We start from the raw sequence: 24488 nt of genomic DNA, 5'->3' as shown, positions 1-24488 counted from the left end.
TTTTAATAGTTGTAAAATGGGAGGTATCCCTATATTACTTTAACATGGGGGATATCTTTTCGTCACCAAATTTTCCCACATTTCCATACAGAAAACCCCGAATACAGAGCACTTTTTGGTGCCATTTATTCGGGGTTTTTAAGATGCATTTTATTGAGCAGTATATCCGCCATCTAATACGACTGCCTGGCCTGTGATGCCCCGAGCTTTGTCGCTTGCAAGGAAAATGGCGTAGTCGGCAATTTCACTTACATCGAGTAAGCGGTTTTGTGGGACAAGTGGATAGATGACCTCTTCCAAAACGCTTTCTAACGGTACCTGTCTTGTTTTTGCCAGGTCCTCCAATTGACCGCGGACGAGAGGCGTGTCTACGTATCCTGGGCAAAGGGCATTGACGGTTATGCCAAAAGAGGCGCTTTCCAGGGCAGCGACTTTCGTCAAGCCGATTACACCGTGTTTGGCACTATTGTATGCGGCTTTGTTGGCGAATCCAATCAGGCCGTTAATGGAAGAGATGTTGATGATTCTGCCGAAGCCTTGTTCTTTCATGATTGGCAAAACGTTCTTAATTGAAATGAATGGCGCGGTCAGCATGATTTTGATCATCAGTTCGAATTTTTCAGTTGGAAACTCTTCAATTGGTGCAACATGCTGAAGGCCGGCGTTATTGATGAAAATATCGATTCGTCCATATTTGTCTTTAGCTTTTTTGATTAGTTGGATAATATCCTCTTCACTTGTTACGTCAGCTTTTAAGCCGATAACCTCCAAGCCGTTGTTCCTTAGGTCCAGAGCAGCTTTTTCAACTGTGTTTTGATCAAGGTCGGACAAAACGACCTTTGCTCCATTTTCAGCAAATATCTTTCCAATCTCAAAGCCGATTCCTCTAGCAGATCCGGTAATTATCGCCACTTTATCTTTAACCATATTACATTCCTCCAATAAAAAATGTAATGGTCCAAGTCTGTCATTTTATGTCGTGAACAGGGAAGTATTCCGTAGAGTAAGTATATAAAGGGAAGGGTATAAAAATATGGTTTAGGTTAATGAGTAAGAGTCTATCATGATTTTCAAAATAAAAAAAGAATTTTATTTCCCCTTATCATTGGCATGGATATTGCATATATAAAAAGGTGAGTAAATAAAGGTAATTGAAACGGAAAGGGGAAGCTGGATGATTAAAAAAATAGCCATTATCGGTTCAGGTGTAATGGGTAGTGGGATCGCTCAGTCTTTTGCAGTTAGCGGGTATTTCGTCACCATTAACGATATAAAGGAAGAGCTGCTATACCATGCCCAAAATCGAATTTCTGAGAATCTATCACTGCTCATGGAAGAAGGGGCTTTGACTGATCGGGAAAAGCAAGGTGCTTTAGCGAATATTACATACAGCGTGGACTTGGAAGGGGCAGTAAGGGATGCTGATTTTATTATTGAGGCGATTCCGGAAGTCATCGAGCTGAAATTAAATCTATATCAGCAACTGGAGGAAATAATCAAACCGGATGCAATTGTTGCTTCAAATACATCGACCTTTCCGATTTCCCAATTGATGGAGAAGGCCTCGTTTGCGGAGCGAATGGTCATCACGCATTTCTTTAATCCTGGCCATTTGGTTCCATTGGTTGAAATTGTTCAGCATGACGAAACGAAGCCGGAAATCGTCAAGACAACCATGGATTTAATGCGTAAAATCGGCAAGTCTCCGATTCTCTTGAAAAAAGAAATAGCAGGGTTCATTGCCAATCGTCTCCAGACTGCCTTGATGCGTGAAGCCTTTTATCTATTAAAAGAGGGCGTTGCCGATGCCGAGGATATCGATACGGCGATAACGGCTGGACCAGGTTTTCGCTGGGCATTTACCGGGCCGATCGAGATTGCCGATTTTGGCGGACTTGATACATGGCAGCGTGTTTTCGATAATGTTTCACCGGTATTGGACCAGAGTAAGGAAGCTCCTGAATTGATTCGTGATTTGGTGGCTGAGGGAAAGCTTGGGACGAAGTCGGGAGAAGGCATTTTTACGTATGAAGAATCTACCGTTTCTCAAAAAATCAATGAGAGGGACCGTAATTTTATTAAACTGGGAAAATTAAAAATGGAGAAGGAGGAAGTATTATGAGAGAAGTGGTGATTGTAGGGGCAGCAAGAACACCGGTTGGTGCGTTTGGAGGCAGTCTTGCCAATGTTTCGGCGGTTGACTTGGGAGTCGTGGCAGCTAAGGAAGCGATTAAGCGGGCAAATATTTCGGCTGACATGATCGATGAGGTATTGGTTGGGAATATTCTATCTGCTGGATTAGGGCAAAATGTGGCACGTCAGGTTGCGATTCATGCAGGGATTCCGGAAACAACGCCGGCCATGGCCATTAATAAACTTTGCGGATCTGGCCTCCGTACGGTCATAATGGGAGCGCAATTCATTGCCCTTGGTGATGCGGATGTGATTCTTGCCGGGGGGATTGAAAGCATGAGCAATGCTCCATATTTACTTCCGAATTATCGTTTTGGACAGAAAATGGGTAATGCCGAAGCGATCGATTCAATGACTTATGACGCCTTAACGGATGTATTTAATCAATATCATATGGGCGTGACTGCGGAGAATATCGCCGAGCAGTGGGGAATCAGTCGTGAAAAGCAGGATGAATTTGCTTTAGATAGCCAACTGAAGGCTGAAAAGGCGCAGCTTGAAGGACGATTTGCAGAGGAAATCGCACCTGTTGAATATAAACGCAGAGGAAAGACGATTTTGGTGGAACAAGATGAACACCCGCGTCATGGGCTGACGATAGACCAGCTAACGAAGCTGCGTCCTGCATTTAAGGAAAATGGAACGGTTACGGCAGGTAATGCCTCCGGAATCAATGATGGGGGTGCGATGTTAGTCCTGATGTCTAAAGAAAAAGCGGACGAGCTGGGACTGGAAGCATTAGCGACAATCAAGTCATATGCAAACGCTGCGCTTGATCCGAAAATCATGGGATATGGTCCGGTTCCTGCGACAAGGAAAGCTTTGGCAAAAGCGGGATTGACAATAGATGATATTGAATTGTTGGAAGTGAATGAAGCCTTTGCGGCACAGTCACTCGCCGTGCTTAAGGACCTTGAACTGAAGCCGGAGAAAGTGAATGTGAATGGCGGGGCGATTGCCCTGGGTCATCCGGTAGGTGCTTCCGGTGCCCGCATCTTAGTGACTTTATTGTATGAAATGAAGCGCCGGGATGCAAAAACAGGCCTTGCCACCTTATGTATCGGCGGCGGACAGGGAACTGCGCTGATTGTGGAACGGTAATGACTTGGCCTCATTTTCCTATGATATAATGGAGGAAACTTCAGACGGGTTAAGGAGAAGAGGAATGGCCAGCGATATTGAAACGATTCAATTGGAATTAGTGAATGCGATATTGGAAGAATTGCCTTTTGGTGTTTTGGTAACGAAAAACGAAAAAGAAATCGTTCTATGCAATCGCGTATTATCCGAGGCTTTTGCTGGGAATCAATTTGATCGGCAAATACATTTGATTTTAGAAAAAAACCTTGTACCAGCTGTAAATACTCCGATCCGTTTGAATGAGAATAATGGGATTGTCAGAAAGGCCATCATTCAAATGGGGGATGAGGAGTATCAGATTTATCTCCTGTTATTTACAAATAATAAAAGTGATTTTCTTAATATCGATAATCATGAAGAACTTCTGTTTAAGGATATTATCGAATTTGCCTATGACGGCTTGGTGATGGTCGATACGGAAGGGTATGTCCAAATGCTGAGCCATGCTTATGCGGATTTTCTTGGGGTCGATCAGGAAAGCTCCATAGGGAAACATGTAACGGAGGTCATTGAAAACACCCGTATGCATGTGGTCGCCAAAACTGGCAAGCAAGAGGTCGCTGAATTACAAAAAATTAAAGATAATTATATAATTGCGACCCGTTCCCCGATAAGGAAACAAGGCAAGTTAATAGGGGCGGTCGGGAAGATTCTTTTTAAGAATGTCGGGCAATTCACCGCTCTTTCCAAGCGGATAAATTCTCTTGAAGTAGAGCTGAAAAAGTACAAAGGCGATTTTCGCGAGAGAAATAAGGCCTCATATACGTTTGATCATTTGATGGGAAGAAGCCCAGCTTTCATGGAAGTGAAAGGTCAGGCCAAAATTGCCGCTAAAAGCGACTCGAATGTATTGATTTTGGGTGAAAGCGGAACAGGTAAGGAGCTGTTTGCCCATTCCATTCATAATGACAGCAGACGGGCCATGGGTGTGTTTGTCAAAGTGAACTGTGCCGCCATCCCGGCGGAACTGCTGGAGTCAGAGCTATTTGGCTATGAAGAGGGATCCTTCACTGGTGCAAAAAAAGGCGGAAAAGCGGGTAAGTTCGAAGCGGCTGAAGGTGGTACGATTTTTCTGGATGAAATCGGTGAGCTGCCACTGCATATGCAGGTGAAGCTGCTCCGTGTTTTACAAGAGAAAGAGATTGAGAGGGTCGGTTCGACGGGAAGTATTCCGATTGATGTACGGGTAATCGCTGCAACGAACCGTAATCTGGAGGAAATGGTCTCGAAAGGGGAGTTCCGGCTTGATATGTATTACCGATTGAAGGTCCTGCAAATCCATGTTCCTTCCTTAAGGGAGCGACCGGAGGACATTGAAATACTGGTAAATCATCTTGTTGAAAAGTACCAGAATCTCATGAAGAAACGCGTAAGAGGGATGAGCGATCAAGCATTGCGCCTGCTTCGCCTTTATAAATGGCCGGGGAATATTCGTGAGTTGGAGAATATCATTGAACGCGCAATGAATATAGTTGAAGAAGGGGAAATGATACGTTCCAAGCATCTCCCTAAAGAAATAACGGGTCATAAAGAAGCCGTCTCGATCCGCACCTTGGCTGAAGTAATGGATGAAACCGAACGGGCGGCGATCGTTTCCTGTTTGGAAATGACTTCTGGCAATAAATCAGAAACGGCAAAGAGACTCGGAGTGAGCCGAACAACACTGTATGAAAAAATGAATAAATATGGTTTATGATTGAAGAAAGGGCCCTTTTGCCAAAGGGTTCAGACTGCAGGCAAATTCGAAATAAATCGAGTTTGCCTGCAGTTTTTTTATTTTTAAAACGTGCAAGATGCTTTCAGAAGTCCGCTCCCTTTCCGCCGAATGTAAGCGAATGCCTGAATCCCCCTCCCCAAGCTTTTACTAGCAAATATTTGCGTGTGTTAGGAAATCCGTACATAAAACGAAAGGGAATTTAAGAGTTGTAAGAAAAGTCTTACACTTTTTTGGGGTTTATCTTTGTATGTACTGAAACCTTTACAGTTTTAAGTGATTTTAGGGAAGGAAATGTTTGAAAAAGCTTTAAAAGATGAGATTTTTCCTTGTATTTAAGTTGGCACAATAATTGCATAATTACTTTAGTGAATGGCCCATCTGTCATTTTATATGGTGTTTCCACGTAAAATGAAAAGGGATTATTGAAAGCGTTCTCAATGTTTAGGAGATATTTAGGGGGATCATTCAGCTTGACTTGGGGAAGGCAGGCTTGAATGGTAAAAGCGGAAAAATTAAAAATATGGAATTTAGGAGATTACTAGTTCTATTTAAGGGCTTCCGAATTATTTGGGGGCAAGGGAGAAAAGGGGGAATTGAATTGGTGATTCAAATTTTAGCCATTGTGGTGGCGTTGGGACTTTTAATCTTTTTAGCCTACCGGGGCTATCCGGTCATTATCATAGCGCCGGTTGTTACTTTACTGGCGGTCATTTTATCCGGCGGACATTTGCTGCCGAGTTATACAGAGACATATATGACGTTTGCGGCTAACTATATAAAAGCGTTCTTTCCGATATTTTTATTAGGGGCCGTATTTGGAAAAGTCATGGAGATGAGCGGTGCAGCTGCATCCATCGCCAAGACCATCGTAAAATCACTAGGCTCCAAGCAGGCCATTCTTGCTGTAGTGCTGGCGTGCTCGGCGCTGACATATGGCGGGGTTTCATTGTTTGTAGTGGCATTCGCCGTTTATCCATTTGCAGCGGCAATTTTTAAAGAAGCAGACATTCCCAAAAGATTATTGCCGGGAACGATAGCATTGGGCGCCTTCACATATACGATGGATGCCCTTCCTGGAACACCTCAGATTCAAAATATCATTCCAACGAATTATTTCGGAACAGATACGTATGCAGCTCCAATCATGGGGATTATTGGCGCGATCATGGTATTCACTGGAGGAATGATCTGGTTAGAGCGTCGCCGTAAACAAGCGGTGGCAAATGGTGAAGGCTATGGGGAAGGACATATCAATGAGCCAGAAAGTGCAGAACAACAAAACCTGCCTAACTTTTGGCTGTCCATCGTACCGCTCATCCTTGTCGTAGCGTTTAATTTTGCTTTCAGCCGCAGTGCCATTTCGGTTAAGCATTGGTATGATGCTTCGATGTTGAAGGAAACTTTCAACATTGCCGATGTAAGCACAGTCACTTCATCCTGGTCTTTGATTGTGGCATTGACAATCGGCATCATTGCAGCGATGCTTCTGAATGTTGGACGCATCAAAGTCAAATTGGCAAGTGGATTAACAGCTGCGGCAATGGGATCATTGCTTGCCATATTCAATACTGCATCTGAAGTTGGCTTTGGGAATGTGGTGAAAACACTTCCTGGATTCTCGGTCATTCAAAACTGGGTGTTCAATGCAAGCGGTAATCCGCTCGTATCCGAAGCTATTGCCGTCAATGTGCTGGCAGGGATTACCGGATCCGCATCAGGTGGACTTTCGATTGCCCTAGAAGTGATGGGAAGTCACTATTTGCAGGTGGCCCAAAGTGTCGGAATCACCCCGGAAATGCTTCATCGGATAGCATCCATGGCATCTGGCGGAATGGATACGCTGCCGCATAATGGTGCCGTCATTACCTTGCTTGCCATTACTGGACTGACACATCGTCAATCTTACAAGGATATTTTTGCGATTACGATTTTGAAAACAGTGACCGTGTTCATCATAGCTTTTGCAACATCACTGTTTATTTAATAGAATAGTATTAAGAATGGAGATGATGGAAAATGAGTAAATTATTAACATCTTTTGATAGCGCTATTCAACAAATCGAGGATGGAGCAACCATTATCGTAGGCGGGTTCGGATTAAGCGGAATACCAGAGAAACTAATCATTGCTTTGCGTAACAAAGGTATAAAGGATTTGACGATTGTCAGCAACAATTGCGGTGTCGATGACTGGGGTCTGGGTCTATTGCTTGAAAATAAACAAATCAAAAAAATGATCGCTTCTTATGTTGGGGAAAATAAGTTATTTGAACAGCAATTTTTAAGTGGCGAGCTGGAGGTCGAACTAGTTCCCCAAGGAACGCTGGCCGAGCGTTTAAGAGCGGGCGGAGCGGGAATTCCTGCCTTTTATACAGCTACAGGAGTAGGGACGGAAGTCGCAAAAGGTAAAGAACATAAAGAGTTTGATGGCCGCACATACATTATGGAAAAAGGAATAGTCGGGGATTTTGCCTTTGTAAAAGCCTGGAAAGCAGATCATTTCGGTAATCTTGTATATCGGAAAACGGCAAGGAATTTTAACCCTGTCGTTGCCACCGCAGGGAAAGTCACACTTGTCGAAGTGGAGGAGCTTGTGGGCACAGGGGAGCTCGATCCAGATGAAATTCATACTTCAGGGGTTTATGTACAAAAAGTGCTTGTAGGAAATGACTATGAAAAACGAATTGAAAGACTTACAACTGCTAACGCATAAAAAGGAGGAGTATCGAATGACTAGACAACTAATTTTAGAACGGGCCGTTAAAGAAATCAAAGATGGGATGTGTGTGAATTTAGGGATTGGAATGCCGACCTTGATTGCCAACATGATTCCAAATGACTTTAATGTCATGCTTCAATCGGAAAATGGCTTACTCGGAATCGGGACTTATCCCCATAAGGATGAAGTTGATCCGGATTTGATCAATGCAGGAAAAGAAACGGTAACGGCAAAAGCGGGGGCATCATTTTTTGATAGCGCTGAATCATTCGCAATGATTCGCGGCGGCCACATCGACCTAGCCATTTTAGGCGGGATGGAAGTTTCCGAGAATGGGGACTTGGCAAACTGGATGATTCCAGGGAAGATGGTAAAAGGGATGGGAGGAGCGATGGACCTCGTCCAAGGCGCAAAACGAATTGTCGTCATCATGGACCATGTGAACAAGCATGGGGAATCCAAAGTGAAAAAAAGCTGTACATTGCCATTGACGGGAGAAAAAGTCGTCCATTGCCTGATTACCGAACTGGCCGTTTTTCAATTTACAGACGCTGGCATGGAATTGATTGAATTGCAAAATGGGGTAACACTTGATGAAGTGAAAAGTAAAACAGAGGCTGACTTTACAATAAGCCCCTCTATTGAAATCAAAGCGTAAGGTTAAGAGATTAATAAAATAATACATGATTAGACGGCTTTCATTCGCAAACGGGCGAACGGAAGCCGTCTTTTTTTGGGGGATTCCCTATCTATTTGAAGAACGAAAAGCCTTTTCACCACAGTTATCAATACTTGGCAGACAGTCGGCGGAAAGGGAGAGGATTTCTAAAGGTGGGTATGTGTAATGGATTTCCACTCCAGGCACTCGCTTTCCGCGGGCGGTCGGGGAGCCTCCTCGGCTTTCGCCTGCGGGGTCTCCCCTAGACGCGCTTTTCCGGCAGGAGTCTCGTACCTTCCGTTCCAATCAACTGGACTTCTTTTTTGTGAAATATTGTAGGAAAACTGGCACTTCTCTCCATTCGTCTACAGTCTGGCGGTTCCATTAATTTTTCGGTAAAAGGAGTATCGGATTGCTCACCCCGAACAAGATTTTAAAAAGTAAATCATCAACTTTCAATGCTAGCCTTTAGAAAAAACCGCAGTGGCTCATCTTGAAACATGTTGAAGACTAGATTATTCTTCATGTTTTTATACTGTAACCCTTAATGGATGGAAGAAATATGCGACACTCCTGCCGAAAAACTGGCTAGCCGAGACCCCGGAGACGTTTACGTCGAGGAGGCTTGGCAGACAGTCGGCGGAAAGGGAGCGGATTTCTGAAATCAGCTGGAAGTTTATTAAGAAAAAACTGTAGGCTACTCTGAACTGCCCCGTAAATGTTAGACACCAAACTAACATTTACGGGGTTTTTTTATGGCTAATTTTTCTGCCGAAAAACTGGCTAGCCGGAGACCCCACAGACGCTTGCATCGAGGAGGCTTAGCAGGCAGTCGGCGGAAAGGGAGCGGATAAATAACATATCACTTCTATTCTCTATTAAATGAGAACAAACTTTACCAACTCTGCTACTTTTCCGTTAAAAAGTCTTATATAAACTTTGATGGGAACTTAAAAGGAGGGATGAAAGTGAAAGTAGCATTACGGACATTATTGGAGCGGTCAGTGAAAAAGATGGGCAAAGGGATGAATCCTATTGTGAAGGCAGCAGCCTTGGAAATGATTGAACTTGCTTATAATGAAGGGATTTATGTACAGATTAGTGCGGGTTATCGTTCTTTGGAAGAACAAGCCAACCTTTTTGGCCAAGGACGAGTTTACAGCTACAAAGGAAAAAACTATAGTAATCTAGCTAAACCGATCGTGACGAACGCTAAGCCTGGGCAATCTTATCATAATTTTGGACTGGCTATTGATTTCTTCATTGTGAGTGATGATGGCAAGAAAGCGATATGGACAGTGAACTCAAAATGGCAGCGTGTGGCTGCCATAGGTAAAGAATTAGGATTTATCTGGGGCGGGGATTGGAGTTCATTCAAGGATTACCCCCACTTGGAGATGACAGGCGGGTTATCCTATAAACAGTTACAAGCAGGAAAAAAACCTCATATTACTTCTCCAAAGACCAGCAAAGGAGATGGGCATATAATTTCCATACAAAAAACGATAAATAGCCGATATAAAACGTCTATTGCCGTAGATGGCGTTTATGGTCCCAAAACCCGATCGGCCCTTATAAAAGGTTTACAAGCGGAACTGAATAAGCAATTCAATAAAAAGCTTGTTGTCGATGGAAAATGGGGGCCTAAAACGAAGAATACTACCGTCACAGTAAAAAAAGGGGCTAGCTGCAATATCACATGGATCTTGCAGGCAGCACTTTATATGGAAGGGTTTGACCCCGGTCCCCTTGATGCAATATTCGGGGAAAATACCGAGATGGCATTATATAAATACCAAAAGGCAAAAAAGATTACTGCAGATAAGCAAGCAGGTAAAGAAACATGGAATGGATTGTTTGGTAGATAGAGAATGAGAACAGTATTGTGTAAATTTTGTATGAATGAAAAGATGGTAGAAGTCTTTTGTTTATTCGAGAGATTTTTTTGGTTTTCCTTTAAATATTAATTTAATTTTTGAGCAAATAAAAGAGACTACTTATTATGGCCCAAACCGTAAATAACATGGTCTGAACCTTAGAGTGGGTTCTGAACTTTTTCTTAATAAAGTTGATTCTCAATTTTTTTCGATGGGACATGGGGTTTGCCCAGTTTTCTACTTTCTTGTGATTACTGACAACTAAAGCCTGCAGGGACAATTTGTTTATCCCCGAAGGGTCATCCCAGAGCAGTAAGCCGCATTATATGAAAAGCAATGAATTTCTTTCGCTCATATTTAGAACTATAATTTACGCCAATATACATTAACTCATCACTTTTCCTTTTCGACGGTGTAATTCATATCAAAAAGACCATGTATCCACTAAATAATAATTAGAGAAAAAAATAATATCGATATATAAGTTATAAATTTTTCTATTTGAATGTAGACAACCATTAATATGAGTTAATTTGGCTTTGACTTCAAATACTTCTCAAAGTAATTGCCTATATTATTAATTTTTTTGAAAATTAAAATGTTAATTTTTTCATCAAAAGGTATTTACATCCCATTATATTAGGTCTATTGTATTATTTATTAGATGATTAAAAGGACTAAAGGAGCTGTTTAATGAAAAAAGTTATTCTAATCTTTATTTCATTTGGTATTTTGGTAGGAGTTTTCTATTTTAGTATTTCAAGATATTCCAAGGAAGAACTTGTTCTGCATAAGGTTCAAAAGGATCAGTGGGACAAAAAACAACATATCCCATGGGGGATAAATATAGTAGGTAATTCTAGAAGTGGCGATGTAGATAAAAAAATAAAAGTTGCTATTTTAGATAGTGGGATTAATAAGAATCATAAAGATTTGGAAGGAAAGGTAGTAAAAGAATTTAGTTCTATAGGACCATCTTTCTCCTATGAAGATAATTTAGGGCACGGTACAGCAATTGCAGGTATTATAACAGCGAATGACAACAAATTTGGTGTCATTGGAGTTACACAAAGTGTTGAGGTTTATTCAGCTAAGGTAATTAAAGATGATGGGAAAATTGATAAAAAAGACTTCATTAATGGCCTTGAATGGGCGATCACTCAGAATGTGGACGTAATTAATTTGAGCCTTGGATTTCAATCTGACTTTCCAGAATTAAGAAGCTTAATAGCTGATGCCTTAAATAAGGGAGTTATCCTCATCGCTGCAAGTGGAAACACTTATGGTTTAAATGCTCAATTCCCTGCTAGATATGATGATGTCATCTCTGTAGGAATGATTAACGAAGAAAAAAAATCTACAAAGTTTTCAGCTATCGGTAAAATTGATTTCGTTGGTCCCGGAGAAAATATTTTGTCTCTTAATAATATTGGTGGATACTCATATAACGAAGGTTCGTCTTATTCAACTGCTTATGTAACAGGAGTAGTTGCGGAATATCTTTCGAGACAAAATCTTACTAAGGATAAGAGTATCCACTTAAAAGTGTATGAATATTTAAAAAAGGCATCCCTAAAGGTGAATGGTGATAAAAATACTGTGGGATATGGTTTGCCCACTATACAAAACATGTAAGGAGATTTTATATGAATAAGAAGAGTTTAAATAAAATTATCATCTTATTAGTATTTTCAATGATTGTTAGCCTACTTCCGGTTAATCACCCAAAAGCAGAAGAGCACTTACTGAAAACTTCTGTAAAAGAGAATGTAATTGGAGAGGCACTAGAAGATGAGTTATCCGAAGAGAACATTTCAGTGGAAAACTTTGAAATAACTACTGATGGACTTGTTTTGGAAACTTCATTAGAAAATGCAGAAGGGCAAACTTCTAAAGTAACTGTCGAAGTAGAACCAGGTGCAGACCATATATCATTATTTACGGAAGAATTAAATGAAACTGGTGATAAGGTCTTAAAGGAATATACAGCAAATATTGAGGATATTAAATACGAAGAGGAAAGTGAAGAATTGGAAGCAATTATTGAAGATGTTGAAACTGGAAAACTTTTCAACTATAATTCTGAAGAAGGCGTACCGTCATTGGTTTTCTTAATACCAATTGGACTCGCTATGTCACCTGCTGTTCTAACTGCTTTGTTTCATACAGGTGCTATGATAATTGTTGGTGGAACAGCCTTTGTAATTGCTACTCAAGCCAAAAAATCCAAGAGTTATTATCATTTTGCTGCAAGTGTTAAAAAGGGTGGAGTATATATTGGTAAGGGCTTATCAAAGTCTCAGGCAGTTGCTAGAATAAAGTCGAAGAATGATACGTGGTCTACTTCTAGTAATCAAGCAAAAGGTGTTGCGTCTTCGGCTAATAAGAATGGAAAACCAATAAATGAGGTTGACAAACTTAATGGTAAGCCTAAAAAAGGTTATTACTGGCATTGGCACCCTTATAAGCGTGCTCCGAAAGCTCATGCATTTTACGGTGGACCCGTCAAATAAACGCAGGGGGTAAACAATGAACAATTACGAAAAGTTATATAAACAATACCTATATAGGCAAGATGAATTATCGTTAACTAAGGAACAGGTCGTTGACCGTATTTTATCTAAATTTAAAGCTAGAGAATTTTCAAAAAAAGAAGTGCTAGATTTAGTCAATGATGACCAATTAGAATACTCTAAGATTTTCACGTGTCTTGTAATAGATGATCCATCGGTGTTAAATAAACTGTTTTCAAACGAAGAAAGACGATACCACAAGGAACAAGTGCTGGATAATCACGAAAATCCGCTTAATGAGAAAAAAATAAAAAAAGTCGAATGGAATTACAACCATTTACTATTAGATGAACAAGAAGGTAGAAGAATCGATATTTTCTTCGAAAGCAAAGATGGCAAATACATTTCGGAGTTTATTGTAAGAGACCAGTGTGAGAAATTGAATGGTTATTTAAATGCGTTGATTGTAGGTTCACTTATTCAAAGGGGCGTCGCAGAGTATCCAACTGACATTTCAGATGAGTATTTTCAATATTACTTAAAAAATTTAGAACAATTTGGATTCTTGAATTAATAAATATCGGGTTTACTTACTTAATTAATAACTCAAGCGTTTTCCAAGAAATCAAACAAAAAAGAGCTATAAAGATATTTAAAAGCCCAGTCTCCCTTGTTTATAGGGAGAGTGGGCTTTTGTCACTCTATTGAATGGACTTTTATGTTTGTAATTAAAAATTGTGACAAACTTTTAACTGGTTGAGTTTAATTCAATACAATCCAAATCTCTTTTATTTACTATTATCCTAAGGGTAATGGGGCCATTGTCAGATAAGTTCCAAGCATCAATCATTGCATTGCATAAAGCTCCCTGGCGGGTATTCGAATTCACATTCGGAGATGAGATTGAAGCCGAGCTTGCGGCAAATTGCGTTTGATGCAGGATTAGTGATCGAAGGGAATGCGTGAATGTATTTGTAATTTCGTTCGGCTTTGATTTTCTCCATCATTGCCTTCACGGCATGAGATGCGATTCCTTTTCCTTGAAAGGAAGGGAGGACGCTCCAACCTATTTCGTACACAAATTCATCGTTCCGCACTTTTTGCCAGTAGCCAACGGAACCGGCTGCCTTTGCCTCTGGAAACGGGATGATGCTAAACATGCATCCCTTATCACCAATCTGTAGATACCGCTGATGACGCTTCAGGATTTGTTCAATACTTTCTGGTCCGCCAAGATGTTCCATCATTTCTGGGACATTTAGTTGAAATAGTAATGGAAGGTCTTTATCTTCCCACGGTTTAATTTCCAATCTAGTTTCCGAAATCCGACTCACCCCTAAATATTATATTTTCTCTTAATAATCTTCTTGGCTTAATGCGAGATTCCTTTATTTGACCTTATTATTCTATTGCCTTTGTGCTGAAGTTTGATTTTAATAAGAATAAAGAGATGAATGTTTCCCATTAAATGCTATAATTTACAGGTGATTCTATCAAATGGCAGAGAACGGAGATGAAGAAATGAAATCTTCAGTAAATCAGTTTTCCACTCAATTTGAATGGATATTGAATGTGATCAATGTGGGTGTCCATATTGTGAATAAAGATGGGGATACGGTCTTTTACAATGAAATGATGGCGCATATCGACGGGCTGGATCGGGAGCAGGTGCTGGGGGAGAATATTTTTCAGCTTTATCCTTCATTGACAGATGAATCCAGTACGCTGCATGTGGCCTTGGAAAAAGGCAATGAAACGATTGAGTCCATTCAAACATATGTCAATTTAAAGGAGAAAAAAATAACGTCGATCAATAGTACGTATCCTTTGTATGAGGATGGTGAAATTATTGGGGCAGTGGAAATCGCAAAGGATATTACGAAGGTCATGAATATGTATGACCAAATTGTCGATTTGCGTTCCCAGCTGGCCGAGACGCATAGGAAAAATAAGTTTTCTGAAGGGACGGCGACCTATCATTTTAGTGATTTGATTGGCAATAGTCCTGCTTTTAAGCAAGCGATTTCCTTGGCGAAAAAAGCGGCCCGTACACATTCCCCAGTCATGATTTATGGACCAACAGGGACAGGGAAGGAACTGGTCGCGCAAAGTATACATAATGTAAGTGCTCAGCGAAATCAGCCTTTCATCGCGCAAAACTGTGCGGCCGTTCCAAAGGAATTGATGGAGGGGCTGCTGTTCGGCACGACGAAAGGGGCTTTTACCGGAGCGATGGATCGCATGGGCATTTTTGAGCAGGCAAATGGCGGTACTCTTTTCCTTGATGAGCTGAATAGCCTCGACCTCGGTCTGCAGGCAAAATTGCTGCGGGTGCTTCAGGAAGGTGAAGTGCGCCGTGTTGGAGGTTCGAAGGAGCAAAAGATTAATGTTAAAATCATAGCTGCGATGAACATTTCTCCGGAAGAGGCGTTGGAGCGGGGAATCATTCGTTCGGATTTGTTTTTTCGCCTCAATGTCGTAACGGTCCAGATGCCCTCTCTTTCCGAGCGTAAAACGGATATTCCGGAAATCGTCAATCACTTTATTCAAAAATTCAACAAATCATTTTTTACGGAAGTGCGCGGGATCAGTCAAAAGGCGATGCAGCGGCTTCTTCAATATCCATGGCCCGGGAACATTCGTGAACTGGGACATGCCATCGAGTTAACCTTTAACGTCATGGACGCTGGGGAAGATATGATTGATGAACATCATCTTCCTGCTTATCTTTTCCCTTCAGGAAATTATGCTGCAGCAAATGCGCAGAGCCAGCCTTCCCCATTGAAAAACAGGATTGATTTACCTGTCGTTCTTGAAGAAATGGAAAGGGAAATGATCATCAATATGTTCGAGAAATATAACGGGAATATCAGCAAAACGGCAGAAGCCCTCAATATTAAAAGGCAGGGACTGCAATATAAGCTAAACAAGTACGGCATTGAAAAAGTTTATACGGCAGGGTCGAAGGAAACCAAGTGAATTCAGTTTTTTGGAAACGCTGTCACTGTCATACCATGATGTAATCTAAAGAGACTTTCAGAATGTAGACAAGCTCGATGAAAATCGAGTTCGTCTACATTTTTTTGCTTTTACAAATTTGGACGTTGATTGGAACGTAGGGCACTCGCTTTCCGCGGGCGGTCCGCCCTTGGCTGGGGTATCCCTTGGACTCGCTATTCCCGCAGGATTCTCGCACACCCGCTCTCCAATCAACTATGTTTTAAAATTTGGATAGAACTCCTTTTGTCAACAAACTGGAGGGCTCTTGTGTAAAGAGACCCTCTTTTTTTGCTAGACGCAAAGAATCTGGCTGCAAAAAATTATGCGTTATGAAAAATATCTTGCGATTTTAAGCTCGGTTTGCCCCCTTTTGCTTATGATTTCCTTGTTATCAATGTTGGCATCATTCTTGCGAGAGTATATATATAAGTTCTTACAATAAGGGGGCATTTTAAATGAATTTGATGGGAATGGATGTAAAACATAAAGAATACCTAGGTGGACGCAGGCATTATAATGATATCGAATTGTGGAAGGATGTAACGGAAGAGCAGTGGAATGATTGGATCTGGCAATTGACCAATACAATTAAAACACTGGATGATCTGAAAAAGGTCGTCAACTTGACACCGGATGAAGAGGAAGGAGTCCGGATTTCGACTCAAACGATTCCGTTGAACATTACGCCTTATTATGCTTCATTGATGAATCCCGATGATCCTCGCTGTCCGATTCGTTTACAATCTGTACCGCTTTCGGCAGAAATGAACAAGACTAGATATGATTTGGAGGATCCGCTGCATGAGGATGAGGATTCCCCTGTTCCAGGATTGACGCATCGTTATCCGGATCGTGTTCTCTTCCTTGTAACGAACCAATGCTCCATGTACTGCAGATATTGTACACGACGCCGTTTTTCAGGTCAGGTTGGCATGGGTGTTCCCAAGAAACAGCTTGACGGGGCGATTGAATATATCCGGAACACTCCGGAAGTGAGGGACGTCCTGATCTCTGGCGGTGACGGCCTGTTGATCAATGATAAGATCCTTGAATACGTATTGAGTAACCTGCGCGCCATCCCGCATGTGGAAATCATCCGGATCGGCACACGTGCACCGGTCGTTTTCCCGCAGAGGATTACGGAAAATTTATGTAATATTCTGAAAAAGTACCATCCGGTTTGGTTAAATACGCATTTCAATCATTCACTTGAACTGACGGATGAAGCGAAAAAAGCATGTGATATGCTCTCGATGGCAGGCGTGCCGCTTGGTAATCAGGCAGTCATCCTGGCTGGTATCAACGATAGTGTCCATATCATGAAAAAGCTTATGCATGACTGTGTAAAAGCAAGGGTAAGACCTTATTACATTTATCAATGTGATCTATCTGAAGGGATTGGCCATTTCCGGGCGCCGGTTTCAAAAGGACTGGAAATCATTGAAGCGCTGCGCGGCCATACATCAGGATATGCAGTGCCAACCTTTGTGGTGGATGCTCCTGGCGGCGGCGGAAAGATTGCCTTGACCCCGAATTACCTTCTTTCGCAAAGTCCGGATAAAGTCGTTTTACGGAACTTTGAAGGAGTTATCACTAGCTATCCGGAGCCGAAGAACTATGTTGCCGGCAGTGCGGATGCTTACTTTGATGAAGTATATGGTACTGCGGATAGGAAAGAAGCCGTCGGGATTTCCGCGCTCATGACGGATGAGAAATTCAACTTGGTGCCAGAGGGCCTTCGTCGTCTTGACAAGAGAAAAGCGTATGAAAGCACTGATGAACATGCTTCCTTGAAGGATCGCCGTGATAAACGGGATGAAATGAAGGAAAAATTAAGGTTGGCCCAAGAAAAAAAGTTGGCCGCTAGCGGCTCGGTGAAATCTGATGGCAAGGAGGAATGAAGATGGACTGCTTATGGTGCAATACCCCAAACGTAGAAGAAAGTGAAAAGAAGGATTGTTACTGGATCATGCCTGACGGGAAACGCTCAATAAAAGTCCTTCAAGTTCCGGCCATAAACTGTCCTGAATGCGGAATCTATGTGTCTGATTCAATGAATCAAAAGGTGGATGAAGCCTTATCCATATATGATGTGAGTGAATATCCTGATGAGTTTACGTATGAACAGCTTCTTCAGGCACCTGTCAAAAAATTATTCAATTGGAAATAGAATGCCGGGAGAAGCGGATGTTAGGCATCTCTTCTCCCGAATTCTTTAAATAAGGGGGATACATGATGCCTGTTCAAAAGCTGCCTTTTTTCACCCAAATGGAGACCGGGGATTGTTATACGATGGAGCTCTATCATGATCATGCCAATCAGCGCTTGCGCATGGATGATTATCGGGGAAATATCAAAAAAGCGATCGATCGGGCCCTTGCCATCGCAAAGGAGCAGGGCTTTACAAAAGTGATACTTAAAGCAAGGAATGAAGATTTATCAGCGGCGTTGGGTCAGGGATTCATGCTGGAAGGAATATTGAGCAAGTATTTCAAAGGGAATGATGCCTATTGCATGGCCTTCTATTTAACGGATGAAAGGCGGACTAGCGACTTTTGGGTCAAGGAAGATATGGTCATCCAAGATGTAACCAAGGTTTCTAGACCGATTGAATCCCAGCAAATACCTGACGGTTATATCCTCCGGTCTGCTGCGGAGAAAGATGCACAAGAGCTGGCGAAGCTATATGGTGCCATTTTTGAAACCTACCCTACACCGATGAATGATGAACGGTATATCAAGAAAGTGATGGAGGAAGGGACGATCTTTAGTGTTATCGAATATGAAGGAACCATCGTGAGTGCTGCATCCGCTGAAGTGAATGAAATGTATCATAATGCTGAAATAACGGACTGTGCAACAATTCCCCAGCATCGAAAGCATGGTTTCATGAAGGTGCTCATCTCCGCATTGGAACAAGAATTATTCAGGAAAAACATTTATTGCTCATATTCATTGGCCCGATCATTGTCAATGGGCATGAACGCCGTCTTTCATCAGCTGGGTTATGAATATGGAGGCAGATTAACGAAGAATTGCAATATTTGGGATAAGTATGAGGACATGAATATTTGGGGTAAAGATTTATCCCTCAAGTAGGAGGATTTTTCTATGGCTAAATACACATGGGTTGATAAAGAAACGTGCATTGCGTGCGGGGCGTGCGGTTCAACAGGTCCTGAGATTTATGACTATGACGATCAAGGGATCGCTTTCGTCATCTTGGACGATAATCAAGGGATTGCCGAGGTTCCTGAAACCTTGCATGATGACATGCAAGATGCTATGGAAGGCTGCCCTACAGAATCCATCCTGATTCAGGATGAGCCTTTTAGTCTTTTAAGAACGTAATAGATTAATAGATAATGTGTACGAACGTTAAAAGGAGAGATGACATGACACGCAATTATTTGATTAAGCCTACTTTAGATCATGACTATCCCACTATCTCTCATGGGAATGGAATTTATCTTTATGATATAGATGGAAATCAGTATATAGATGGATCATCAGGAGCGGTCACAGCAAGTATTGGCCATGGTGTATTGGATATTGTCGAGGCAATGACTGAGCAGGCCCGCAAAGTTTCTTTTGCATATAGGTCTCATTTTACGAGTGAAGCCGCAGAGGCATTGGCCAAAAAGCTAAGTGAGTTGGCTCCAGGGGATTTGAATTGGTCATTTTTCGTGAATAGTGGATCGGAAGCGACCGAAACGGCGATGAAGATCGCGATTCAACATTGGCAAGAAAAAGGGTTTGAGCGAAAAAACCGCATAATCTCCAGGTGGACGAGTTATCACGGGATCACGATGGGCGCTTTATCGATGTCAGGCCATGTACCAAGAAGAAAGCGTTTTGTGCCGCTATTGGAGGATTTCCCTAGCATTTCGGCTCCATACTGTTATCGCTGTCCTTATAATAATGAAACTTCCGGATGCAAGCTTCAGTGTGCAAATGAACTGGAGACAGCCATTCAAAGGGTCGGATCCGAGAATATCGCCGCCTTCATCGCAGAACCGATAATCGGGGCATCCGCTGGTGCTGTAACACCGCCGGATGGCTACTATCAAAGGATTAAGGAAATCTGCGAAAACTATGACATTCTTTTTATTGCCGATGAGGTAATGACGGGAATCGGACGGACAGGAAAAATGTTCGCGATGGAACACTGGGGAGTCACTCCGGATATCATCGCATTGGGTAAAGGAATGAGCGCAGGCTATACTCCAATGGCAGCCACAATGGTTACTGACCGTGTCATGGAGCCCATTTTAAAAGGCTCGAAATCAATTATGGCTGGACACACATATAGTGCAAACCCTCTATCGGCAGCCGTTTCATTGGAAGTGCTTTCCTACATTGAGGGAAATGACCTGGTTCAGGCAGCGGAAAAGAAAGGTCAATATCTGTTTAAGAAGCTGCAAGGATTGGCTGAGAAATTCGACATCATTGGTGATGTAAGAGGGAAAGGGCTGCTCCTTGGGCTTGAGTTTGTCTCCGATCGGATTTCAAAAACTCCATTCGACTTGCAAATCGGCCTGACTACAAGGCTTGTAAATAAGGCTTTTGCGAAGGGGTTGTTAATCTATCCTGCTGCAGGTGCGATTGAAGGAATCGCTGGCGATGCGGTTATTTTATCTCCGCCATTAATCATTACGAATGAAGAAATCGACCGCCTCGTCATGATACTGGAAGCTTCCCTCGATAAGTTGCAGCAAGAATTGCACGCGGAAGGTTTGATTGAGGACATGCAGGCTATTTAGGAGGAACGGTATGAAGCAGGTCATTACGAAGAAAAACAAAATTGTGACCATGGAAGAAGCGCTGGAGCATATTTCCGATGGATGCACACTCATGTATGGCGGATTTGGTGGAGTGGGGACTCCTCCGACACTTGTACAGGGTATCCTTGACAAGGGCGTTAAGGAATTGACGTTGATTGGCAATGATACTGGATTTCCTGACATTGGCATTGGCCGGCTTGTGACAGCTGAAAGGGCAAAGAAAGTGATCGCCTCGCATATCGGATCCAATCCTAATGCCGGCAAGCTCATGACTGAAGGAAAGCTGCAAGTCGAATTTTCACCGCAGGGTACATTAGCCGAACGGATTCGTGCCGGAGGTGTAGGCTTAGGCGGGATTTTTGTCGATGTCGGGATTGGTACGATAGCCGAAGAAGGCAAGGACAAGATTGTGATAGAAGGAAAAGAATATTTGGTGGAAACCGCTTTGACGGCTGAGGTCAGCATCGTCCATGCCAAAAAGGCCGATTCACTTGGGAATTTAATGTACGACAAGACTGCATGTAATTTCAATCCGCTGGTAGCGATGGCAGGGGCCTTCACGATTGCGGAAGTGGAGGAAATCGTTCCTGCAGGCGAATTGGATCCGGAATGTATTGCCACACCAGGCATTTATGTAGATATGGTGATTCCGACAAAAGGGGTGAATTGGAAATGGGCATGGCAGTAGATGTACGAAATCGCATCGCGAAACGCGCCGCCAAGGAAATCCATGACGGGTTGATCGTCAATTTAGGCATCGGCATCCCTACCTTGGTGGCAGATCATATTCCTCAAGATATCCATGTGCTGTTCCATGCGGAAAATGGGGTTCTCGGTACAGGTCCAAGTCCTGATCCCGGAAAAGAAGATCCTGCCCTCTGTAATGCGGGAGGTTTCCCAATCACCACTGTAATGGGAGCTTCTTACTTTGACAGTGCAACGGCATTTGGGATGATCAGGAAAGGATACATCGACATCACCATCCTTGGGGCCCTGGAAGTCAGTGAAAAAGGGGATTTGGCGAATTGGATCGTCCCAGGAAAGCGGGTGCCGGGTATGGGGGGGGCAATGGAGCTTGCCCAGAAAGCTAAAAAGGTGATCGTCCTGATGAATCACGTGAATAAGCAGGGTGAATCTAAGATCTTGAAGACATGTACGCTGCCATTGACGGCAAGAAAGAGTGTGGATTTAATTATTACGGATATGGCTGTCATGGAAGTTTCAGAAGAGGGATTGGTGCTTAAGGAAGTCATGGCGCCATATACCGTGGATGATGTGATAAGGAATACGGAGGCAACGTTGAAAATCCATGCTGCTGTCAACACCATTGAATAGGTAAGAGGAGGAAAAGAGCTTGAATGAGGTTGTCATCGTTGCTGGGGCACGAACTGCAGTTGGAACTTTTGGAAAATCACTCAGGAATGTTAAAGCTACCGAATTGGGCCGTCAAGTATTGGAAGGTTTAATGGAGAATTCCGGTTTGGGTAAAGAAAAAGTCAATGAAGTGATTTTCGGACACGGCTATGTCCACGGAGGCGGACTTAACTCGGCACGAATTTCGTCGCAGCTGGCATGTTTCCCATACAGTGTTCCAGGACACGTTGTAATCAAAGCATGTGGATCAGGTTTAAAGGCCATTACCAACGCCGCTTTAACTATCGCTGCTGGTCAAGAAGACGTCATCATTGCTGGCGGAGTGGAGAGCATGAGCAATGTGCCTTATATCGTGAAAAATAGATGGGGCGGTAAATTTGGAAACGTAACGATGGAGGATGCTTTGCTGGCAGATGGATTAATATGTTCCTTGGAAAATGATCATATGGGAATCACTGCCGAGCGCTTGGCTGAAAAATATGGTATCCGTCGTGAAGAACAGGATCAATTTGCTTATCAAAGCCACAAGAAGGCTTGGAAAGCTATAGAAGAGGGTCGCTTTAATAGAGAAATTATTTCACTTAAAATCAAGGATCGAAAAGGTCTTCAAATCTTCAACCATGACGAAGGGGTACGCGAAGACATTCATCTAGATCAACTAGCCAATCTTCAGGCAGTATTCAAAAATGAAGGAACCATTACGGCAGGAAATGCCTGTCCTATGAATGATGGGGCGGCAGCTGTACTTTTAATGTCCAAGCAGCAAGCAGAAGAAAAGGGATTAAAACCGCTCTTGAAAATAAAGGCTTTTGCCAGTGCAGGAGTGGAACCTGGAGTTATGGGGATTGGACCAGTACCCGCTACTCGAAAGGCATTGGAAAAAGCAGGTCTATCTTTACGGGATATCGGACTGATTGAACTTAATGAAGCCTTTGCTGCCCAAGCACTTGCAGTGATCAAGGAGTTAGATTTGAATCCGGATATTGTCAATGTCAATGGGGGGGCAATTGCACTTGGTCACCCTGTAGGAGCAACAGGTGCAAAATTGACAGTCACACTGATGCATGAAATGTTGCGTTCACAAGTTAAGTACGGAATGGTAACGTTGTGTATGGCAGGCGGAATGGGACTTTCAGTAATCTATGAGAATATGTGTAATTAAGGAGGATAAACGTGCCGGATATACAAAAACGGATAAACCAATGGATCAAGGATCATCGGGAAGAAGGAACAAACCTATTGCAAAAAATGGTACAAGCCCCGAGTACACAAGGAAATGAAGCGGGGGCACAGGCCATCGTCGCCCAAAAGCTGCAGGAAATGGGTTTGCAGATCGATAGTTGGGAACCAGACGGCGGCGAGCTGAAAAAGCATTCTTATTTCTATTCACCGCGCAGTGAATTTTCCAACAGCCCCAATGTGGTGGGTATCATGAAAGGGACTGGAGGCGGACGTTCCATCATTTTGAACGGACACATCGATGTCGTTCCGGACGGAGACCGAGATCAGTGGGACGACGACCCATATAGCGGAGCGATTAAGAATGGAAGGATGTTTGGACGCGGCGTAACCGATATGAAGGGTGGAAATGTTTCGCTAATCCTGGCGATGCAGGCTTTGAAGGAAAATGGCATCCAATTAAAAGGAGATGTCATTTTTCAAAGTGTGATTGAAGAAGAAAGCGGCGGTGCCGGAACATTAGCGGCTGTCCTGAGGGGATATAAAGCCGATGCCGCCCTGATCCCTGAACCGACGAATATGAGGATCTTCCCGAAACAGCAGGGTTCGATGTGGTTCCGAATCCATGTTAAAGGTCGGTCAGCCCATGGCGGAACGAGGTATGAAGGCGTTAGTGCGATTGAAAAAAGCATGACCGTCATCAATCATATTCGTGCATTGGAAGAAAAGCGAAATGCACGTATCAGTGATCCGCTTTATCAGAACACGCCCATTCCGATTCCAATCAATCTAGGCGTCATTGAAGGCGGTAATTGGCCGTCATCCGTTCCCGACCTTGTGAAAGTCGAAGGAAGGATGGGTGTTGCGCCGGAGGAAACGATGGAGCAGGCGAAAGACGAAATGGCGGCCTGGTTATTGCAGCTCGGGGAAGCGGACCAATGGTTCAAGGAAAACCCGCCCGTATTGGAATGGTTCGGGGCACGCTGGGTTCCAGGGGCAATTGATGTAGAGCATGAACTGATGAATGCACTTGTTCATCAATATCGGCAGGTTGCCGGACAGGACCCGGTCATTGAAGCCTCCCCTTGGGGAACGGACGGGGGATTGCTGACACATGTCGGTGAAACGCCAGCAATCGTTTTCGGACCGGGAGTAACCGAGGTTGCCCACTATCCAAATGAATACATCCTGCTCGACAACGTGTTCTCCACAGCCGAAATCATTGCGCTCACTCTAATTCAATGGTGTGGAATGGAGAATGAGCAGGATGGGGTCACCCAATCCGGGAAGAGAGAGACTATACCGGGAAATGGCAATTGAACTGGATGGCATCCC

The 24488-nt window shown here is 43.0% G+C and carries 22 protein-coding genes; 20 read left to right on the top strand and 2 right to left on the bottom strand.

Going from position 1 to position 24488, the window contains the following annotated elements:
• Nucleotides 1-150 precede the first annotated feature (150 nt).
• Nucleotides 151-927, bottom strand: a complete 777-nt coding sequence (locus AC2YHV_RS07525; RefSeq protein ID WP_487372935.1) for a 3-hydroxybutyrate dehydrogenase — start codon at nt 925-927, stop codon at nt 151-153.
• A gap of 247 nt (nt 928-1174) precedes the next feature.
• Between AC2YHV_RS07525 and AC2YHV_RS07520 the strand changes: the two genes are divergently transcribed.
• From AC2YHV_RS07520 to AC2YHV_RS07475, 10 genes are all read left to right on the top strand, one after another.
• Entirely contained in the window at nt 1175-2122 is a 948-nt protein-coding gene (locus tag AC2YHV_RS07520; protein WP_487372934.1) for a 3-hydroxyacyl-CoA dehydrogenase family protein, read from the top strand.
• On the top strand, nt 2119-3294 hold the full coding sequence (locus tag AC2YHV_RS07515; RefSeq protein ID WP_487372933.1) for an acetyl-CoA C-acetyltransferase: 1176 nt from the start codon (nt 2119-2121) through the stop codon (nt 3292-3294). The genes AC2YHV_RS07520 and AC2YHV_RS07515 overlap by 4 nt, the downstream gene beginning before the upstream one ends.
• Nucleotides 3295-3358: 64 nt before the next feature.
• On the top strand, nt 3359-5029 hold the full coding sequence (locus tag AC2YHV_RS07510) for a sigma-54 interaction domain-containing protein (protein WP_487372932.1): 1671 nt from the start codon (nt 3359-3361) through the stop codon (nt 5027-5029).
• 619 nt (nt 5030-5648) lie between these two features.
• Entirely contained in the window at nt 5649-7034 is a 1386-nt protein-coding gene (locus AC2YHV_RS07505; RefSeq protein ID WP_063575314.1) for a GntP family permease, read from the top strand.
• Nucleotides 7035-7066: 32 nt separating this feature from the next.
• A complete protein-coding gene (locus AC2YHV_RS07500; RefSeq protein ID WP_487372931.1) occupies nt 7067-7762 on the top strand; it encodes a CoA transferase subunit A in 696 nt (231 codons plus the stop codon).
• 16 nt (nt 7763-7778) lie between these two features.
• Nucleotides 7779-8426, top strand: coding sequence for a 3-oxoacid CoA-transferase subunit B (locus tag AC2YHV_RS07495; RefSeq protein ID WP_487372930.1), 648 nt, complete (start codon nt 7779-7781; stop codon nt 8424-8426).
• Nucleotides 8427-9388: 962 nt separating this feature from the next.
• A complete protein-coding gene (locus AC2YHV_RS07490; protein ID WP_487372929.1) occupies nt 9389-10294 on the top strand; it encodes a M15 family metallopeptidase in 906 nt (301 codons plus the stop codon).
• A 702-nt stretch (nt 10295-10996) separates the two neighbouring features.
• A complete protein-coding gene (locus tag AC2YHV_RS07485; protein WP_487372928.1) occupies nt 10997-11938 on the top strand; it encodes a S8 family peptidase in 942 nt (313 codons plus the stop codon).
• A gap of 11 nt (nt 11939-11949) precedes the next feature.
• The gene (locus AC2YHV_RS07480; RefSeq protein ID WP_317778875.1) at nt 11950-12816 is read left to right on the top strand and encodes an SAR2788 family putative toxin; all 867 of its coding nucleotides are present in this window, start codon (nt 11950-11952) and stop codon (nt 12814-12816) included.
• Nucleotides 12817-12832: 16 nt separating this feature from the next.
• Nucleotides 12833-13390: a hypothetical protein gene (locus AC2YHV_RS07475; protein WP_057276915.1), complete on the top strand. Its 558-nt coding sequence runs from the start codon at nt 12833-12835 to the stop codon at nt 13388-13390.
• Between the two features lie 268 nt (nt 13391-13658).
• On the opposite strand, the gene AC2YHV_RS07470 is transcribed toward AC2YHV_RS07475, so the two are convergent.
• Entirely contained in the window at nt 13659-14126 is a 468-nt protein-coding gene (locus AC2YHV_RS07470; RefSeq protein ID WP_487372927.1) for a GNAT family N-acetyltransferase, read from the bottom strand.
• A 187-nt stretch (nt 14127-14313) separates the two neighbouring features.
• Here AC2YHV_RS07470 and AC2YHV_RS07465 point away from each other — a divergent pair, with 187 nt between their 5' ends.
• From AC2YHV_RS07465 to AC2YHV_RS07420, 10 genes are all read left to right on the top strand, one after another.
• Nucleotides 14314-15795, top strand: a complete 1482-nt coding sequence (locus AC2YHV_RS07465) for a sigma-54 interaction domain-containing protein (RefSeq protein WP_231892168.1) — start codon at nt 14314-14316, stop codon at nt 15793-15795.
• A 491-nt stretch (nt 15796-16286) separates the two neighbouring features.
• Nucleotides 16287-17717 carry a lysine 2,3-aminomutase gene (gene kamA / locus AC2YHV_RS07460; protein WP_063577638.1) on the top strand — a complete coding sequence of 477 codons (1431 nt, stop codon included), beginning with the start codon at nt 16287-16289 and terminating at the stop codon, nt 17715-17717.
• A 2-nt stretch (nt 17718-17719) separates the two neighbouring features.
• On the top strand, nt 17720-17986 hold the full coding sequence (locus AC2YHV_RS07455) for a YokU family protein (protein ID WP_048688594.1): 267 nt from the start codon (nt 17720-17722) through the stop codon (nt 17984-17986).
• 65 nt (nt 17987-18051) lie between these two features.
• Nucleotides 18052-18915, top strand: coding sequence for a putative beta-lysine N-acetyltransferase (ablB, locus tag AC2YHV_RS07450; RefSeq protein ID WP_328110653.1), 864 nt, complete (start codon nt 18052-18054; stop codon nt 18913-18915).
• 12 nt (nt 18916-18927) lie between these two features.
• On the top strand, nt 18928-19167 hold the full coding sequence (locus AC2YHV_RS07445; protein ID WP_063575319.1) for a ferredoxin: 240 nt from the start codon (nt 18928-18930) through the stop codon (nt 19165-19167).
• A 44-nt stretch (nt 19168-19211) separates the two neighbouring features.
• Complete coding sequence (locus tag AC2YHV_RS07440) at nt 19212-20579, top strand: aspartate aminotransferase family protein (RefSeq protein ID WP_487372926.1); 1368 nt, start codon at nt 19212-19214, stop codon at nt 20577-20579.
• A gap of 10 nt (nt 20580-20589) precedes the next feature.
• Nucleotides 20590-21288, top strand: coding sequence for a CoA transferase subunit A (locus AC2YHV_RS07435; RefSeq protein ID WP_307730120.1), 699 nt, complete (start codon nt 20590-20592; stop codon nt 21286-21288).
• Nucleotides 21273-21935: a 3-oxoacid CoA-transferase subunit B gene (locus tag AC2YHV_RS07430; protein ID WP_487372925.1), complete on the top strand. Its 663-nt coding sequence runs from the start codon at nt 21273-21275 to the stop codon at nt 21933-21935. Before AC2YHV_RS07435 ends, AC2YHV_RS07430 begins: the two co-directional genes overlap by 16 nt.
• 19 nt (nt 21936-21954) lie before the next feature.
• Entirely contained in the window at nt 21955-23136 is a 1182-nt protein-coding gene (locus tag AC2YHV_RS07425) for a thiolase family protein (protein ID WP_487372924.1), read from the top strand.
• A gap of 11 nt (nt 23137-23147) precedes the next feature.
• Nucleotides 23148-24473, top strand: a complete 1326-nt coding sequence (locus AC2YHV_RS07420; RefSeq protein ID WP_487372923.1) for a peptidase — start codon at nt 23148-23150, stop codon at nt 24471-24473.
• Nucleotides 24474-24488 lie beyond the last annotated feature (15 nt).

The organism is Peribacillus sp. SRI_006 (assembly GCF_057586375.1).
The sequence above is the reverse complement of the archived record's forward strand: the minus strand, read 5'-3'. Positions and strand labels throughout refer to the sequence as shown.